The sequence below is a fragment of the Sphingomonas sp. R86520 genome, assembly GCF_042466285.1.
Lineage (GTDB): Bacteria > Pseudomonadota > Alphaproteobacteria > Sphingomonadales > Sphingomonadaceae > Sphingomonas.
This window is the reverse complement of sequence record NZ_JAXHBZ010000001.1, coordinates 2,493,777-2,508,981: the sequence shown is the minus strand read 5'-3', so window position 1 is coordinate 2,508,981 and position 15,205 is coordinate 2,493,777. Positions and strand designations below refer to the sequence as shown.

11 protein-coding genes and 1 pseudogene are annotated in these 15,205 nt (G+C 65.3%); 4 read left to right on the top strand and 8 right to left on the bottom strand.

Going from position 1 to position 15,205, the window contains the following annotated elements:
• Window positions 1-52 precede the first annotated feature (52 nt).
• Both glyS and ppdK read left to right on the top strand, forming a co-directional pair.
• On the top strand, window positions 53-2,455 hold the full coding sequence (glyS, locus tag SJY41_RS11380; protein WP_380781775.1) for a glycine--tRNA ligase subunit beta: 2,403 nt from the start codon (window positions 53-55) through the stop codon (window positions 2,453-2,455).
• Between the two features lie 90 nt (window positions 2,456-2,545).
• The gene (ppdK, locus tag SJY41_RS11375; RefSeq protein WP_380781773.1) at window positions 2,546-5,209 is read left to right on the top strand and encodes a pyruvate, phosphate dikinase; all 2,664 of its coding nucleotides are present in this window, start codon (window positions 2,546-2,548) and stop codon (window positions 5,207-5,209) included.
• Between the two features lie 247 nt (window positions 5,210-5,456).
• Here the strand turns inward: ppdK and SJY41_RS11370 are convergent, their stop codons facing one another.
• The 8 genes and pseudogenes from SJY41_RS11370 to SJY41_RS11335 form a co-directional block, all read right to left on the bottom strand.
• Entirely contained in the window at window positions 5,457-5,846 is a 390-nt protein-coding gene (locus SJY41_RS11370; protein ID WP_380781771.1) for a hypothetical protein, read from the bottom strand.
• Window positions 5,847-5,899: 53 nt separating this feature from the next.
• Window positions 5,900-6,892, bottom strand: a complete 993-nt coding sequence (locus SJY41_RS11365; RefSeq protein ID WP_380781770.1) for a type II secretion system F family protein — start codon at window positions 6,890-6,892, stop codon at window positions 5,900-5,902.
• 11 nt (window positions 6,893-6,903) lie between these two features.
• Window positions 6,904-7,869, bottom strand: a complete 966-nt coding sequence (locus tag SJY41_RS11360) for a type II secretion system F family protein (protein ID WP_380784121.1) — start codon at window positions 7,867-7,869, stop codon at window positions 6,904-6,906.
• Window positions 7,870-7,945: 76 nt separating this feature from the next.
• Window positions 7,946-9,235 (bottom strand): CpaE family protein, encoded by a 1,290-nt coding sequence (locus SJY41_RS11355; RefSeq protein WP_380781768.1) that lies wholly within the window; start codon window positions 9,233-9,235, stop codon window positions 7,946-7,948.
• Entirely contained in the window at window positions 9,235-9,864 is a 630-nt protein-coding gene (locus SJY41_RS11350; protein WP_380781766.1) for a CpaD family pilus assembly protein, read from the bottom strand. The genes SJY41_RS11355 and SJY41_RS11350 overlap by 1 nt, the downstream gene beginning before the upstream one ends.
• A gap of 48 nt (window positions 9,865-9,912) precedes the next feature.
• A complete protein-coding gene (locus SJY41_RS11345; protein WP_380784120.1) occupies window positions 9,913-11,502 on the bottom strand; it encodes a type II and III secretion system protein family protein in 1,590 nt (529 codons plus the stop codon).
• Between the two features lie 6 nt (window positions 11,503-11,508).
• Window positions 11,509-12,537, bottom strand: a pseudogene (gene cpaB, locus SJY41_RS11340) (Flp pilus assembly protein CpaB); the annotation flags it as partial.
• Between the two features lie 49 nt (window positions 12,538-12,586).
• Window positions 12,587-13,060: a prepilin peptidase gene (locus tag SJY41_RS11335; protein WP_380781765.1), complete on the bottom strand. Its 474-nt coding sequence runs from the start codon at window positions 13,058-13,060 to the stop codon at window positions 12,587-12,589.
• Between the two features lie 79 nt (window positions 13,061-13,139).
• Between SJY41_RS11335 and SJY41_RS11330 the strand changes: the two genes are divergently transcribed.
• Together SJY41_RS11330 and SJY41_RS11325 are read left to right on the top strand one after the other, a co-directional pair.
• Window positions 13,140-14,111, top strand: coding sequence for an alpha/beta fold hydrolase (locus SJY41_RS11330; RefSeq protein ID WP_380781763.1), 972 nt, complete (start codon window positions 13,140-13,142; stop codon window positions 14,109-14,111).
• Window positions 14,108-15,205 carry an NAD(P)/FAD-dependent oxidoreductase gene (locus SJY41_RS11325; RefSeq protein ID WP_380781761.1) on the top strand — a complete coding sequence of 366 codons (1,098 nt, stop codon included), beginning with the start codon at window positions 14,108-14,110 and terminating at the stop codon, window positions 15,203-15,205. The genes SJY41_RS11330 and SJY41_RS11325 overlap by 4 nt, the downstream gene beginning before the upstream one ends.

Here is a 15,205-nt window from a genome sequence, read left to right as displayed (position 1 = left end):
TCTCCGCGTCTCCGCGTGAACCCAACTCCTTCTTCTTCGCGTGCGAACCCAAATGACCGACTTCCTCCTGGAGCTCCGCTCCGAAGAAATCCCCGCCCGGATGCAGTCCAAGGCGCGTGAAGACCTCGCCAAGCTGTTCACCGCCGAACTTGCCAAGGCTGGCATCGCCACCAGCGCCATCGTCACCTACGCGACCCCGCGCCGCCTGACGCTGATCGCGCGCGACCTGCCGCTCGAAACCGCCGCCGTCGCCGAGGAAACCAAAGGCCCCAAGACCTCCGCACCCCCGCAGGCGCTCGAAGGCTTCCTGCGCAAAACTGGCCTCACCCGCGAGCAACTCGTAGACCGCAACGGCACGCTGTTCGCGGTCACCGAGAAGCCCGGGCGCGCCACCGCCGCCGTGCTCGCCGAGGCGATCCCCGCGATCGTCCGCGCGTTCCCGTGGCCGAAGTCGATGCGCTGGGGCGATGCGTCGGCCAGCACCGAATCGCTCCGGTGGGTCCGCCCGCTGCAGGGCATCGTCGCGCTGCTCGGCGAAGAGATCGTGCCGTTCGAGATCGCCGGCATCGCGAGCGGGGCCGCCACGCTCGGCCACCGCTTCCACCACCCGTACCAGATCACGATCGGCGGCGCGCACGACTATGTCGAGAAACTGCGCGCCTGCCACGTCATCGTCGACCACGACGAGCGCGCCACACTGATCCGCGACCACGCTCGCGAAGCCGCGATGCAGGCCGGCCTCGAACTGATCGAGGACGAAGGCCTCGTCGCGGAGAATGCCGGCCTCACCGAATGGCCGATTCCCCTACTAGGCCAGTTCGACCCCGCGTTTCTCGACGTCCCGCCCGAGGTGATCCAGCTCACGGCGCGCGTGAACCAGAAATATTTCGTCTGCCGCGACCCGCAGGGAAAATTGGCGAACGCGTTCGTCTGTACCGCTAACATCGCCGCGCACGACGGCGGCGCGAAGATCGTCGAGGGCAATCGCAAGGTGCTCGCGGCGCGGTTGTCGGACGCGAAGTTCTTCTACGACACCGACCTCAAGGTCCCGCTCGAAGAGCAGGCGGCCAAGCTGTCGAAGATCGTCTTTCACGAAAAGCTCGGCACGGTAGCCGACAAGGTCGACCGCGTAGCCAAGCTCGCCCGCTGGCTGGTAGAAGAGGGCATCGTCACTTCTGCTCCCTCTCCCCTTCGGGGAGAGGGCCGGGGTGAGGGGCTGCCAAGCAGCGCCACCCCCGGAACAGCCCCTCACCCCAACCCTCTCCCCGCAGGGGAGAGGGAGCAGTTGGCCACCCTCGCAGACCGCGCAGCCCGCCTCGCAAAAGCAGACCTCGTCACCGGCATGGTCGGCGAGTTCCCCGAGCTGCAAGGCCTGATGGGCGGCTACTACGCCGCCGCGCAGGGCGAGCACCCGGCCGTCGCCACCGCCATCCGCGACCACTACAAGCCGGTCGGCCAAGGCGACGACGTCCCCACCGACCCGGTAACGGTCGCGGTAAGCCTGGCGGACAAGCTGGATACGTTGGTAAGTTTTTTCGCCGCGGGGGAGCAGCCGACAGGATCCAAGGACCCATTCGCTATTCGTCGTGCTGCGCTTGCGATCCTGCGAGTTATTCAGACTAATAATCTTCGAATGGCAATGGTTGAGGTTCTCGCGCAAGCAGCGCAACCGGTCCTCCTTCAGCTTTTAGAGGAGCCCTATGTATCCGCCTACAACGCTGATGAATTGGTACGCCATGGGTTCAATTCGCGGACGCCCTATCTCGACGATCATCGCGAAGTTATTGGCGCGGGCGCCTACTTCCGGACAAATGTTCTCCTTGGGCTTCCAGCACTCGCAGGCTTCTTCGCCGACCGCCTCAAAGTCCAGCAACGCGAAGCCGGCGTCCGGCACGACCTGATCGACGCGGTGTTCGCGCTCGGGGGCGAGGACGACCTCGTCCGCCTGCTCGCGCGCGTCCACGCGCTCCAGGCGTTCGTGACCACCGAGGACGGCACGAACCTGCTCGCCGGCTACAAGCGCGCCGCCAATATCCTGAAGAAGGAGGCGCCTTCTGCTCCCTCTCCCCCCCAAGGAGATGGGCGCGGAGAGGGTAGGGGTGAGGGGCTGCCAAGCAGTGCAGCGCCCGGTACTGCCCCTCACCCCGGCCCTCTCCCCGCAGGGGAGAGGGAGCAGGAGCAGGAATCGCTGTCCTACACGCCCGAACCAGCAGAGGCTGCGCTGATGTCAGCTCTCGACTCCGCCGAACCCCGCGCTACCGCTGCGATCGCGCGCGAAGATTTCGCCGGGGCGATGGCCGCACTCGCCTCCCTCCGCGCGCCGATCGATGCGTTCTTTGATAGCGTTATCGTCAAGGATCCAGATCCTGCAAAGCGCGCAGCCCGTCTTACCCTACTTGAGCGAGTCCGCGCCGCAGTGCACAACGTGGCAGACTTTTCGAAGATCGAGGGCTGACGGGGGGAAGTGCAGACGGCTCCCAGTGTCTGCACTTCCTATACTTACTTTTGCCCTGCCCATAAAAAACAAGCACTTAGAGGACCTGCGATGACCCAATATGTGTACCGCTTCGGCGGCGGTGTTTCGGATGGTGGCAAGGGCGACAGGAACCTGCTGGGCGGCAAGGGGGCGAACCTCGCCGAAATGGCGTCGATCGGCCTGCCGGTCCCGCCGGGCTTCACCATTTCGACCGACTTCTGCGCGGTGTATTACGACGAGGGCGGCCAGTTCCCGCAAGCCTTGCGCGACGAGGTCGCCACCGGCCTCGCGCACATCGAGTCGGTCACCGGCAAGACCTTCGGCAACCCCGCCGACCCGCTGCTCGTCTCGGTCCGCTCGGGCGCGCGCGCGTCGATGCCGGGGATGATGGACACCGTCCTCAATCTCGGCCTCAACGACGAGACCGTCGAGGGCCTCGCCAACACTTCCGAGGACGCCCGGTTCGCGTGGGACAGCTATCGCCGCTTCATCCAGATGTATGCCGACGTCGTCCTGGAACTCGATCACGGCGCGTTCGAGGAAGCGCTGGAGATCGCCAAGGAAGACCAGGGCTTCACGCTCGACACCGAGCTCTCGGCCGACGATCTGAAGGCGCTGGTCGCCGAATATAAGGGCCTGGTCGAGAAGCAATGGGGCAAGCCCTTCCCGCAGGACGTCCACGACCAGCTCTGGGGCGCGGTCGGCGCCGTCTTCGGCTCGTGGCAGTCGGAGCGGGCAAAAGTCTATCGCCGCCTCAACGACATCCCCGGCGGCTGGGGCACCGCGGTCAACATCCAGGCGATGGTGTTCGGCAACATGGGCGACACCTCCGCGACCGGCGTCGCGTTCACGCGCGACCCGTCGAAGGGCGACCGCGCCTATTACGGCGAATTCCTGATCAATGCGCAGGGCGAGGACGTCGTCGCCGGCATCCGCACGCCGCAATACCTCACCAAGACCGCGCGCGAGGACGCCGGCGCCAAGCCCGCCTCGATGGAAGAGGCGATGCCGGAGGTCTACGGCCAGCTCGCCGACGTGTTCGACACGCTCGAAAACCACTACCGCGACATGCAGGACATCGAGTTCACGGTCGAGAAGACCAAACTCTGGATGCTCCAGACCCGCTCCGGCAAGCGCACCGCCAAGGCGGCGCTGAAGATCGCCGTCGACATGGCGAACGAGGGGCTGATCACGCGTGAGGAAGCGATCCTGCGCATCGATCCGATGGCGCTCGATCAGCTGCTCCACCCGACGCTCGATCCCAAGGCGCACCGCGATGTCCTGACCAAGGGCCTACCCGCCTCACCGGGCGCGGCCTCGGGCAGCGTCGTGTTCGACGCCGATACCGCGGAGAAGAAGGCCGCCGACGGCGTTGCCGTCATCCTCGTCCGCACCGAAACCTCGCCCGAGGATATTCACGGCATGCACGCGGCGAAGGGCATCCTCACCGCACGCGGCGGGATGACGTCGCACGCCGCAGTTGTGGCACGCGGGATGGGGCGTCCCTGCGTTTCCGGCGCCGGCACGCTCTCCATCGACGCCAAGGCGAAGATCATGCGCTGTGGCGGCCGCGAGGTGAAGGAGGGCGACCTGCTCACCATCGACGGCACCACCGGCGAGGTGATGATCGGCGCGGTCGCGACCGTGCAGCCCGAGCTGTCGGGCGATTTCGCGACGCTGATGGTCTGGGCCGACGAGGTCCGCCGCCTGAAGGTCCGCGCCAACGCCGAGACGCCGGAAGATTGCCGCGTCGCCCGCGAGTTCGGCGCCGAGGGTGTTGGTCTCTGCCGTACCGAACACATGTTCTTTGAAAGCAGCCGCATCACCAACGTCCGCCAGATGATCCTGGCGACGGACGAGAAGGGGCGCCGCGTTGCACTCGAAAAGCTTCTCCCTGAACAGCGCAAGGATTTTACCGAAATCCTCGAGGTCATGGCCGGCTTGCCGGTGACGATCCGGCTGCTCGATCCGCCGCTTCACGAATTCCTCCCCCATGAGGAAGCCGAGTTTGCCGAGGTCGCGACCGCGGCGGGCATCGACGTCGATACGCTCAAGCGTCGCGCGGCGGAGTTGCACGAGTTCAACCCGATGCTCGGCCATCGCGGCTGCCGTCTCGGCGTCACCTACCCCGAGATCTACGAGATGCAGGCGCGCGCCATCTTCGAGGCGGCCGTGGATGTCGCCGAAAAGTCCGGCGCAGCCCCGATCCCCGAAGTCATGATCCCGCTCGTCGCCACCCGCCGCGAGCTGGAACTGATGAAGGCGGTCGTCGACAAGGCCGCGCAGGCGGTGTTCGCCGAAAAGGGCCGGACGATCGAGTATCTCGTCGGCACGATGATCGAATTGCCGCGCGCAGCCCTTCGCGCAGGGGACATCGCGGAAGTCGGCGAGTTCTTCTCGTTCGGCACCAACGACCTGACTCAGACCACCTTGGGCGTCAGCCGCGACGACGCCTCGCGCTTCCTCGGCGCCTATGTCGAGCAGGGCATCTACGCCAAGGACCCGTTCGTCAGCATCGACGTCGAGGGGGTCGGCGAGCTGATCGAGATCGCCGCCGAGCGTGGTCGTCAGACCCGTCCGGCCATCAAGCTGGGCATCTGCGGCGAACACGGTGGCGATCCCGCCAGCATCGCGTTCTGCGAGAAGGTGGGTTTGGACTACGTATCGGCGAGCCCCTACCGCGTCCCGATTGCTCGATTGGCAGCTGCGCAAGCGGCGCTTTCAAAGAAGTAACGCTCGGCCAGAGGTAGCACCACCCCGGCGAAGGCCAGGGCCCAATTGGAACGTCCAAGGCAACGACGGATCGCGCTCGGTTTTCGAGCTTCCCCAATTGGACCCCGGCCTCCGCCGGGGTGGTAGAAATCGAGGGGCGGTCTCATCTGCAAAGAATGTGTCCCGCGAAGGCGGGGACCCAGACTGGGCTCCTGCCTTCGCGGGAGAAACAGGAAGCAGGGGCAGACTTCCGCCCTGCTCCCAAAGATCACCGACGCTGATCGAAATCGAACCACCCACGCTTGGTCCCATCGGCATTATACGCCGGCCGCGCATACGCCGGCCGCGCCGACGACAGTGGTTCCGAACGCGAAGTCTCGACAACCGGTCGACGCTCGACCACCGGTGCCGCGACTGGCGCAACTGAAGCCGCCTTTACCAACCGGGCATTCTCATGCTCGGCCTCGACCGCCCGCTTCTCCGCCGCAGCCGCCCGAACGTCGGCGTCCTTCTTCACCGAAGCATGCGCATCCCGCTCGGCCAGATATCGCGCCTTCCACTTCTTTCCGCCTGGATGACTGGCCAGCCCGAACAGCCAGCCGGCGACGAATACGAGCGCAAGCGCCGCGAACTGCGTAGGTGTGGAAAACAACGGCATCGTAAAACCCTCCTGTTACGGGAGCTCAACGATCCGCCGGCCCGGCGGTTGCCTCAGCCCTTCAACAGCGCGTCGGAGATCGAGCAGGCGGCCGGTCCGAGGATGACCACGAACAGCACCGGCAGGATGAACAGGATCAGCGGGACGGTCATGATCGCCGGCAGCCGCGCCGCCTTTTCCTCGGCGCGCATCATCCGCTCGTTCCGGAATTCGCCCGACAGCACACGCAGGGCAGACGCCAGCGGCGTGCCGTATTTCTCGGTCTGGATCATCGTCGTGACGACCCCCTTCACCGCGTCCAGCTTAACGCGGAGTGCAAAATTCTCGAACGCGCTCCGTCGGTCGGTCAGAAACCCTAGCTCGATCCCGGTCAGCGTGAACTCTTCGCCAAGCTCGGGATAGGCGCGGCCCAGTTCGCGCGCGACGCGGTGGAACGCGGCATCGACGGTCAGTCCGGCCTCCGCGCAGATCACCAACAGGTCGAGCGCATCGGGCAGGCCCTTGCGGATCGCGTCCGAACGCTTCTTGATCTTGTTGTCCAGATACAGGTCCGGCGCCTTGTAGCTCATGATGAACGTCATCGCGACGAGCCCGTATTTCTTCAGCGGTCCCCAGGTTGCAAAGCCATCCGTGCCATACACCCAGTACAGCATTGCGCCGCCCAGCACGATCGGCAGCACCAGCCGCCCGAAGATTACCGCCGGCGCCCATTCCTTCGACCGGATGCCGGCCTGCATCAGCTTGACCTGGACAGCCTTGACCTGGCTGTCCTGCAACACCTTCATCGACGACAATATGCCGCGCATCCGGTCTGCGGTGTCGTTGCGCTGCACCAGCTTGGCGCGCCGTTTCGTGGAAGCGGTGATGCCCGCCTTCAATTGCTCGCGCCGATCGTTGAGCGCCTTGACGCGCTTGGCCATCGGGTCGTTGACGGTCGTCACGGCGTAGATCGCGATCAATACCGCGAACGCGGCGACGCCCGACAGGATCGTCGCTATCCACAGGACGTCGAATCCGAGCAGGGTAGGTCCGGCGGTCTCGCCCATCGCAATCGTCCTCAGATCTCGAAATTGATCATCTTGGCCATGATGAAGGCGCCGATCGCCATCCACACCATGCCGCCCATGCCGATCACCATCAGTCGCTCGTCGACGAAGAACCGCTGCATGTACGTGCCGTTGATGAACCAGATCAGCGCGAACACGATAAACGGCAGCGCGCCGATGATATACGCCGACGCCTTCGATTCCGACGACATCGCCTTGATCTTCAGCTTCATCTGCCCACGCATTCGCAGCACGTTGGCGAGGTTGGCCAACGTCTCTGCCAGGTTGCCGCCGGTCTCTCGCTGGATCGCGATCGTGATCACAAAGAACTGGAATTCCGGCGTGCCGAGCCGGTCCGCGGTCTCCTGCAGTGCCGCGTCCATTGTCCGGCCGATCTTCATCTTGTCGCTGACCGAGCGAAATTCTTCGCCGACCGGCCCGTCGAGCTCCTGGCCGACGACACCGATCGTTTCGCTGATCGGCAGGCCGGAGCGCAGTCCGCGGACGAGCAGTTCGATCGCATCGGGAAACTTCGTGGTGAACTTGCCGATCCGCCGCTGGATCGTCTTGCCGACCACGAGGTGCGGCAATCCGACGCCGACGAACACGCCGAACAGCAAGGCCAGCAGGATCGGCATGCCCCTAAACAACATCAGCATCGCGACGACCAGCGCTAGGCCGGCAGTCGCCATGCCATATTGGCCCACCGTCCAGTCCTTGCCGGTCATCGCCAGCCGCTTGGCGAGCAGGACGGGATTCGGCAGGATCCGACCGAACGCGATATCCATCTTGGTATCGCGGTTGTTCGAAATGCGGCGCATCTGCGCCTCAGCGATGACGAGCGCGTCCCCGTGGCGCTCGCGAAGCGATGCGAGACGGCGCGATTTGGCGCGGCCGCTGGAAGGGCCGGAGAACGCGAACACCAGCATGCCCAGGACGATGAAGGAACCGATCATGACGAGCAGCAGCGGCAGCATGTCCGTCACGGCCTGATACTCCCCGGTGCCTGGGTCGCTGATCCGCCGGCTAAAAACTCTGTCGCGCCGCGGACGATCATTTCACGCGTGCCGACTTCGGCGACCGCTTGGGCATGAGGCCCTTCAGTTCGCCGAACTTGCCCATGAGGGATTTGCTGCGCGATGCCTTCATACCGTCGACGCCGCAGTCTGCGACCGCTGCCGCGAGTGCGCTGGCCAAGGCGATGATTGGCGCGACCGTCTTGGTGTTCTTGCCCGCCTCGACCAACGGCTTGCCGAGCTTGGCAGCCTGCGCCGCCGTTTTCTGGTCGAACGGCACAAGATAATCGACCTTGCGCTCGATCGAGCCCTCGAAGTCCTTGCGGTTGATCTCGAGCTGTCCACCGACATGGACCCGGTTGGCGACCACGAACAATTCGGTCTGCGGGGCATTGCTTTTCATCCAGGACAGGATCCGGATCGTGTCGCGTGCCGCCGCCAGCGTCAGATCGGTGACGATCACCGCGAGCTTCACGTCGCTGATCAGATGCGGATGCTGGATCAGCATCGCGCGAGGCAGATCGACGACAGTGCATTCGAACGCGGCGCGCATTTCCTCCTGCAACTGGTAGAAGGCCGAACCGTCGGTAATCAACGGCGTGCTGATCGGCGCTTCCGCGCTCAATACCGACAATTTCTCCGACGCCTTGACCATCGCGCGCTCGATGAAAAGCCCGTCGATCCGGCTCGGATTCTCAATCGCGTCGGTCAGGCCACGGCCCGGCTCGAGATCGAGGCTGAGCGCGCCCGTACCGAAATGGACGTCGAGATCGAGAAGCGCGGTGGTGCGGTTTTCCTTGTCCGCCAGCAACCACGCGATCGATGTCGCGATGGTCGATGCGCCGACGCCGCCGCGTGTGCCGACCACGCCGACCGAACAGTGTGCCCGTTCGGGCACGGCCTCGACATGTTTAGGCGTATTCAGGATCATCTGCGCATTCACGAACGCCTCGCGCAGCATGTCCGGATGCAGGGGCTTCAACAGGTAATCCTGGATCCCGCTTGCGACGAGGTCGCGGTACAGCCGGACATCGTTCACCTGGCCAGCGGCGATCACCACGGTGCCCGGCTCGCAGACTTCGGCCAGCGCGTGAATGTCGTTCAAAGGGTCGCCGGACTCGGCAAGGTCGACGAACAGAATCTGCGGCGATGCCGATACCGAGAGCGACTGGATCGCGTTGCGTAGCCCCCCCTTATGAATTTTCTCGACCGCCCAGCCTAGCTCGCTGGCAATCGGACGCAACGCTTCGGCTGTCGTCTCGTCGCAGACATAGGCAGTGAAAGGGTCGCGGTGCGCGATGCCCGACGGCTTCCAGGGTGCGTTCATCACTTACCTCCCGTGCTGGCTGCAGTAAGCCCGCCGGCTCCGGTCGGTGCCTTCTTCCGGTACGTGTCGATCGCCTTGTACGACACCATCGTGTCGGTCGTTTCCGATCCCGGCGCGCCGCGCACCAGGTCTGCAGGGTTGGCGATCATCGCCGCGAGGTTGGTGTTCGTCGCGCACCCATAGTCCGACGAGGTGTTCGCCTCGAACTCGTTGCTCGCATCGCGCGACCAGTCTGGGCAATGCGGTACCGTGGCGCGCATCCGGCTGACCACGACCCGAATGGAGCCAGGCGTGAGGGGAGCGGGGGTAACCGGCGCGGCATCACTCAATAACAGCCCGTAGCGCGCGATCACCGCGGCGACATCACCGCGTGCGCGAAACCCGTCCGCTGCCGGATCGTCGATCGCGACCTGATCGCCGTAGCCAAGTCGCATCGCCGTCATCCACCCAGCCAAGCGCTGTAGCTCACCGGGCGCCAACGCACCGTTGGCTACGCCCAGATCGAGCGCATAATCGGACCGACTGACGACCGGCTGATGGACCGATTCGAGGCCGCGGTTCTGAGTGCCCATGCAACCGCCGAGCAGCAGCACGGGGCCGAGGGACGCTAGGATTGATTTGTTGATCATCGGAAATCCTTGGGGCGTTGGGCGCGAAGACTGATCGACGCAGGCATCTCAGTTCGAGAAACCAGGTGCGGGCACGGGGCCCGTCTTGGTCTTCTCGCCTTTCTTGGTCTTGGACGCGGGAGCCACGTCGTCCTCGCTGCGACGAACATCACTGCGGGGCGCGGCCATGACCGGTGCGACTGCACCGATCGCCGGCTGAGGATAGCCTGGCGCCGCGGTCGTCGGCACTGGACGCTTGCCACCACCGCTTGCGCCGAGCGTCCCGAGCAGCACGCGATCGAGATCGGTCGGCGAACGGGCGCCGTCGGTTGGCAGCGCGATGTCGCTGGCGTTGTTCACCGGCTTCACCAGATACGGCGTGATGACGATCACCAATTCGGTCTCATTCCGCGAAAATGCATTCGAGCGGAACAGCGCGCCAATGATCGGCAAGCTCGAGAGGCCGGGCGTCTTGTCGTACGAATTGTTGTGATTGTTCGACAACAGGCCGCTGATCATCATGCTCTGGCCCGAGCCCAACTCGACGGTCGTCTCGGTCCTGCGCGTCGTCAGCCCGGGAACCCGCGTGCCGCTCAACGTCACCGCGTTCGAGTAATCGAGCTGCGACACCTCGGGACGAACCCGTAGCGATATGCGCCCGTCCGACAATACCGTTGGCGTATAGGCCAGGCTGATGCCATATTGCTTATACTCGACGGACACGGTCCCGAGCGCTTGCGCCAGCGGAATAGGCACTTCGCCGCCCGCCAGGAACGTACCGGTCTCGCCCGACAATGCGGTGAGGTTCGGGTTTGCGAGCGTCGTCACCTGCCCGGTCGTTTCGCCGAGATCGATCGCCGCAAGGAAGTCCATGCCCAACAGGCTGCCGGCAACACCCAGCGTGGAACGCTGGGCTCCCGTTGCATAGGTCGACGTCTTCGCACCGGTCGTCGCATTATACGTGATCGTGCCGGGCGTGCCGGATGTGCTGCCGAACAGGATGCCAGATCCACCGCGATCCTGCGTCAGCAGGTTGACGCCGATATTCTTGACGAAGCTGCGGCTTACCTCGGCAACGCGTACCTGGAGATTGACCTGCAGCGGCGTCGCCGTCTTCAGTCGTGACAGCACTTTAGTAGAATCGCCGACGAACGCCTGTACCAAACGCTCGGCCTCGGCGGCATCCTCGGGGGCGACGACGGTACCAGTCAGCAGGATCAGCCCGTTCATCGAAGTCGCGACGACCTGCGCTTCGGGCATGGCAAGGCCCAACATCTGCTGAACCGAATCGAGGTTGTTGCCGACGCGGACGGTCGCTGCATAGACGACGGCGCCGCCTTTCGCGGTGGCGGAGATCGTGGTCTCGCCGGTCTTCTTGCCGAACAGGTACAGTTGCGTCGGCGACCGGACCTGGACATCGGCGATCGACTCGTCCGCAACGAACAGGTCGGTCATCGGCCGGGAAAGCGTCACCAGTCGTCCGCGACCGGTATTGACCTGGACGACCGGTGCCCCTGCGGCGGCGATCCGGGTGGCGCGCGCCTGGTCGGCACGCTGGGCGAGGGCGGGGGCGAAGGGGGCGGCACTGGCCGCGACCAGAGCGACCGCCACGGGCCAGGCGATCGATGGGGCAGACCGAGGCGTCACAGGCATACGCATCTTAATTTTTCCCCCGACCGGAACGATGGTCATTGCGTTACCGCGCGCAATGCGCACGACCGGTCCTTGCACCACGACGGCACCGCCACCGCTGGACTGCGCGACCGGCACGCCCTGCGTCGCCGCGCCGCCGCCCTGGGCCGGCTTGCCGGGCACGCTGCTGCGCTGATATCGCGATACGTCTGCACCGGTCTGATAGGACGAGGCGCCGGCGGATGGCTGGCTCGCAAGCCGGACCATCATTGCCTTCTCTGCCTTCGGATCGTTGCCGTTGGGCACCTTCACCGCGCCCGACGCGATCGCTTCCTCCAGTTCGGCGGAATTGTCCGCGATCGACCGCAGCGACAGCGATAGCGAACCGAGCGTCTGCGCGACTGCGACCTGCTCTGCCATCCTTGGCGTCGCCTCGATCGTGACGTTGGAGAAGGTGCGGACCTGCGTCTTGCCGTCTTCGCCCACCAGGTTGTCGGTACGCTGATCGGTGGCGAGCACGCGGATATTGCGCATGATCGTCTCGGATACCTTGAGCGGTTCGCCGTCGCCGCCGCCGGCGACGGTCTGCGTCAGCACGAGATCGATCCGATCGCCCGGGAACACGAAGCCTGCGACGGCCGCCTGCGCCGATACGGGAACCGTCACGGCGCGCATCCCCGGCGCGAGCGCCGCCGCCAGAAAGCCACGGTCGCCGGGCTTCACCAGCGCGCCTTGGGTCACGGGCTGCCCGGCGGTGATGATGCTCCGCACCACGGTGCCCTGCAGCGACTGCAGGTTGGTCTTGTCCTTCAGGTAATAGGCGTTGTCGACCAGCTCCTTGGGCCAGGGCTGATACTTTAGCGCTGTCGCGTCCAGGATCGTGCCGACCGGCAGCGAGCGAGTGGCCACGAGGACTTCGGGCCCATCGACCACCGGCGCGGCGATGACGACGGCGCCGGCTTGCGGCGCCGAACTTCCGGCGATGAGCGTCCTTGCGAAGAATGCCGTGACGGCTGCAACTATCAGCGCGCCAACCAGCAATATGATCTTCCGAGTATCCATGACTACATCGTGCCTTTCAGGCGCCGGGACTGTTTTCCGACATTAAGCATCACTGAAACTGGTTAAGGAGTGGTTCGCGTAGCGCGAGAAGACCGGCGATTGCTATGGCGACGCCGTAGGGAACTTCGACCTGGTCGCGGGTCTTCTTGATGGCTCGATCGATTACCATGGCCAGCGTGACCACGCCGCCAGCTATCGACATCACCATCAGCATGGACAGGAACGCCGGCAACGGCAGCCACAATGCCAGGGCGACGATCAATTTCACGTCGCCGCCGCCCATCAGGCCGAAGTGGAAGACGAGCAGCAGGACCGCGAAGACCACCACCGCCACGCCCAGTTGGAGCGCCATATCCGGCCAGACATCCAGCCCGTTCGCATACCACCAGACCGGTGCGAGCAAAGCGATCGCCGCGTTCTTCCAGTTCGCGATCTCCCGCGTCCGCGCGTCCTCGATGCCCGCGGAGACCAGCAGGCCGCCGAGCGTCAGGATCAAAATTGGAAGAGAAATGTTCCACCCCATCGGCTAGGTCCTAACGGACATGGCTTTCGAAAAAGTAACCGCGGCTGGAGGAATTTCGCGTGATGCCACGGGTTTGCCGATGAAAGGCGGGCCGCAGGCGGTGCGTCGCACGATCCCAACCGATGCGCGAATCGGCTATTGGACCGCGCCGGATGGATGGAAGCTGCGTCGTTTCGACTGGCCGGCGCCTGCGCCACGTGGCCGCCTGCTGTTCCAGACCGGGCGCGGCGATATCTTCGAAAAATACCTGGAAACGCTCGCGCACCTGCACGCATCGGGCTGGTCGGTGACCGCGTTCGACTGGCGCGGGCAGGGCGGCTCGGGTCGCTTGTCCACGGATCCGCATGTTGGCCATGTGACGGATTATGCCGTGTTCGATGCGGATCTCACGGCATTCTGGGCGGACTGGACGACGGAGGACACCGGCACGAGCACCGCCGGCGGGGCGATCCCGCACGTGATCCTGGGCCATTCGATGGGCGGCATGATGGTCCTCCGCGCGCTCGCGGATCGCGCGATCCGGCCCGACGCGGCGATCCTGGTCGCGCCGATGATCGGTCTGAAATCCCCGTTTGGTTCCGGGTTCAGCGCGCGTGTGGCGCGGTGGATGGCGGCCCGCGGCGAGCCGGCGCGTGCAGCGTGGCGGAGCAATGAGCGTCCGGGGTCGGTCGCGTCTCGCCAGTCGCTGCTAACGCACGATGCGTCGCGCTATGCCGACGAGGGCTGGTGGCAGCACCAGCATCCCGAACTCGTACTGGGGCCGCCGAGCTGGGCGTGGCTCGCTGAGGGGTTCGCGGGCGCAGTCGCGCTGGCGACCGATCCGCGGATCGAATCGATCGAGACGCCGGTGTTGCTGCTGGTCGCAGAGGCGGACAAGCTGGTCGATCCACGCGCTGCTCTGCGGCTTGCCGCCCGGTTGCCGGACGCGCAGGTCATCCGTTTCGGGAGCGAGTCCGCGCATGAAATCCTGCGCGAAGCGGATCCCGTGCGGGATCGTGCGCTCTCGGCGATCGATTCGTTTCTCGATGCCTGCGCGCCGGTTCGCGCATGACGCCGTCGTACGATATCGCGATCGTCGGTGCCGGCATGGCTGGCACGAGCCTCGCGGCCGCTATCGGCGACCGGGCGCGCACCGTCGTGCTCGAGGCGGAAGACATGCCCGGCTACCACGCGACCGGGCGATCCGCGGCATTCTGGTCGGAAACCTATGGCGGGCCGGACATCCAGCCGCTTACAACCGCGTCGGGCTCGCTCCTGCGCGCCGGCGGCCACCTGGCGCCGCTCGGTTCGCTACATATCGGACGTGCGGCGGACGAGGCTGCCGCCGACGCGTTCCTCGCCGAATTCGCGGATAGCACGGTCGTGCTCGACCGGGTCGATCCCGCCGCGTTCGTCCCCGGCTTGCGTGCCGACTGGACAGTCGGCGTGCAGGAAGCGAGCTGCGCGTATATCGACGTCGCCGCGCTGCATGCTGAGGGCATCGCCACCGCCCGCCGCGCCGGCGCAACCATCGTCACCGACGCTGCCTTCGTCAGCGCCACGCGCATCGACGGGGTCTGGACGATCGAGACGGCGGCTGGTCGTTTCCATGCCAGCATCCTCGTCAACGCGGCGGGCGCCTGGGCGGACGGGGTAGCGATCCGCGCCGGCGTGCGCCCGCTCGGCCTGCAAGCTTATCGTCGCACGATGGTCCAGCTTCGCACGGATCCAGGCGCCCCCGACGGCATGCCGCACGTTGCCGACATCGGCGGTCGCTTCTACTTCAAGCCAGAACCTGGTGGTCGATTGTGGCTCAGTCCGCATGACGAGAGCCCGACCGATCCGTGCGATGCGGCACCGGAGGACATCGACGTCGCAATTGCCATCGACCGGTTCGAGCATGTCGTCGATTGGCGAGTCGCTGCGGTCGAGCGTCGTTGGGCGGGTCTGCGTACTTTCGCCGCCGACCGATTGCCGATCTACGGGTTCGATCGAGACACGCCAGGTTTCTTCTGGTGCGCGGGGCAGGGCGGTTTCGGCATCCAGACCGCCCCCGCAGCCGCGCTACTCGCCGCCAGCATGGTGCTCGATACAAGCCCCGACCCGGTCATCGCGGCGATCGATCCGGAACGCTACTCGCCTATGCGGTTCCAGGCTCGAACGTGA

Bases quoted from the DNA above. Each gene is read 5' to 3' on its own strand.
- glyS (WP_380781775.1), top strand. From the start codon at position 53: ATGACCGACTTCCTCCTGGAGCTCCGCTCCGAAGAAATCCCCGCCCGG.
- ppdK (WP_380781773.1), top strand. From the start codon at position 2,546: ATGACCCAATATGTGTACCGCTTCGGCGGCGGTGTTTCGGATGGTGGC.
- SJY41_RS11370 (WP_380781771.1), bottom strand. From the start codon at position 5,846: ATGCCGTTGTTTTCCACACCTACGCAGTTCGCGGCGCTTGCGCTCGTA.
- SJY41_RS11365 (WP_380781770.1), bottom strand. From the start codon at position 6,892: ATGGGCGAGACCGCCGGACCTACCCTGCTCGGATTCGACGTCCTGTGG.
- SJY41_RS11360 (WP_380784121.1), bottom strand. From the start codon at position 7,869: ATGCTGCCGCTGCTGCTCGTCATGATCGGTTCCTTCATCGTCCTGGGC.
- SJY41_RS11355 (WP_380781768.1), bottom strand. From the start codon at position 9,235: ATGAACGCACCCTGGAAGCCGTCGGGCATCGCGCACCGCGACCCTTTC.
- SJY41_RS11350 (WP_380781766.1), bottom strand. From the start codon at position 9,864: ATGATCAACAAATCAATCCTAGCGTCCCTCGGCCCCGTGCTGCTGCTC.
- SJY41_RS11345 (WP_380784120.1), bottom strand. From the start codon at position 11,502: ATGCGTATGCCTGTGACGCCTCGGTCTGCCCCATCGATCGCCTGGCCC.
- SJY41_RS11335 (WP_380781765.1), bottom strand. From the start codon at position 13,060: ATGGGGTGGAACATTTCTCTTCCAATTTTGATCCTGACGCTCGGCGGC.
- SJY41_RS11330 (WP_380781763.1), top strand. From the start codon at position 13,140: ATGAAAGGCGGGCCGCAGGCGGTGCGTCGCACGATCCCAACCGATGCG.
- SJY41_RS11325 (WP_380781761.1), top strand. From the start codon at position 14,108: ATGACGCCGTCGTACGATATCGCGATCGTCGGTGCCGGCATGGCTGGC.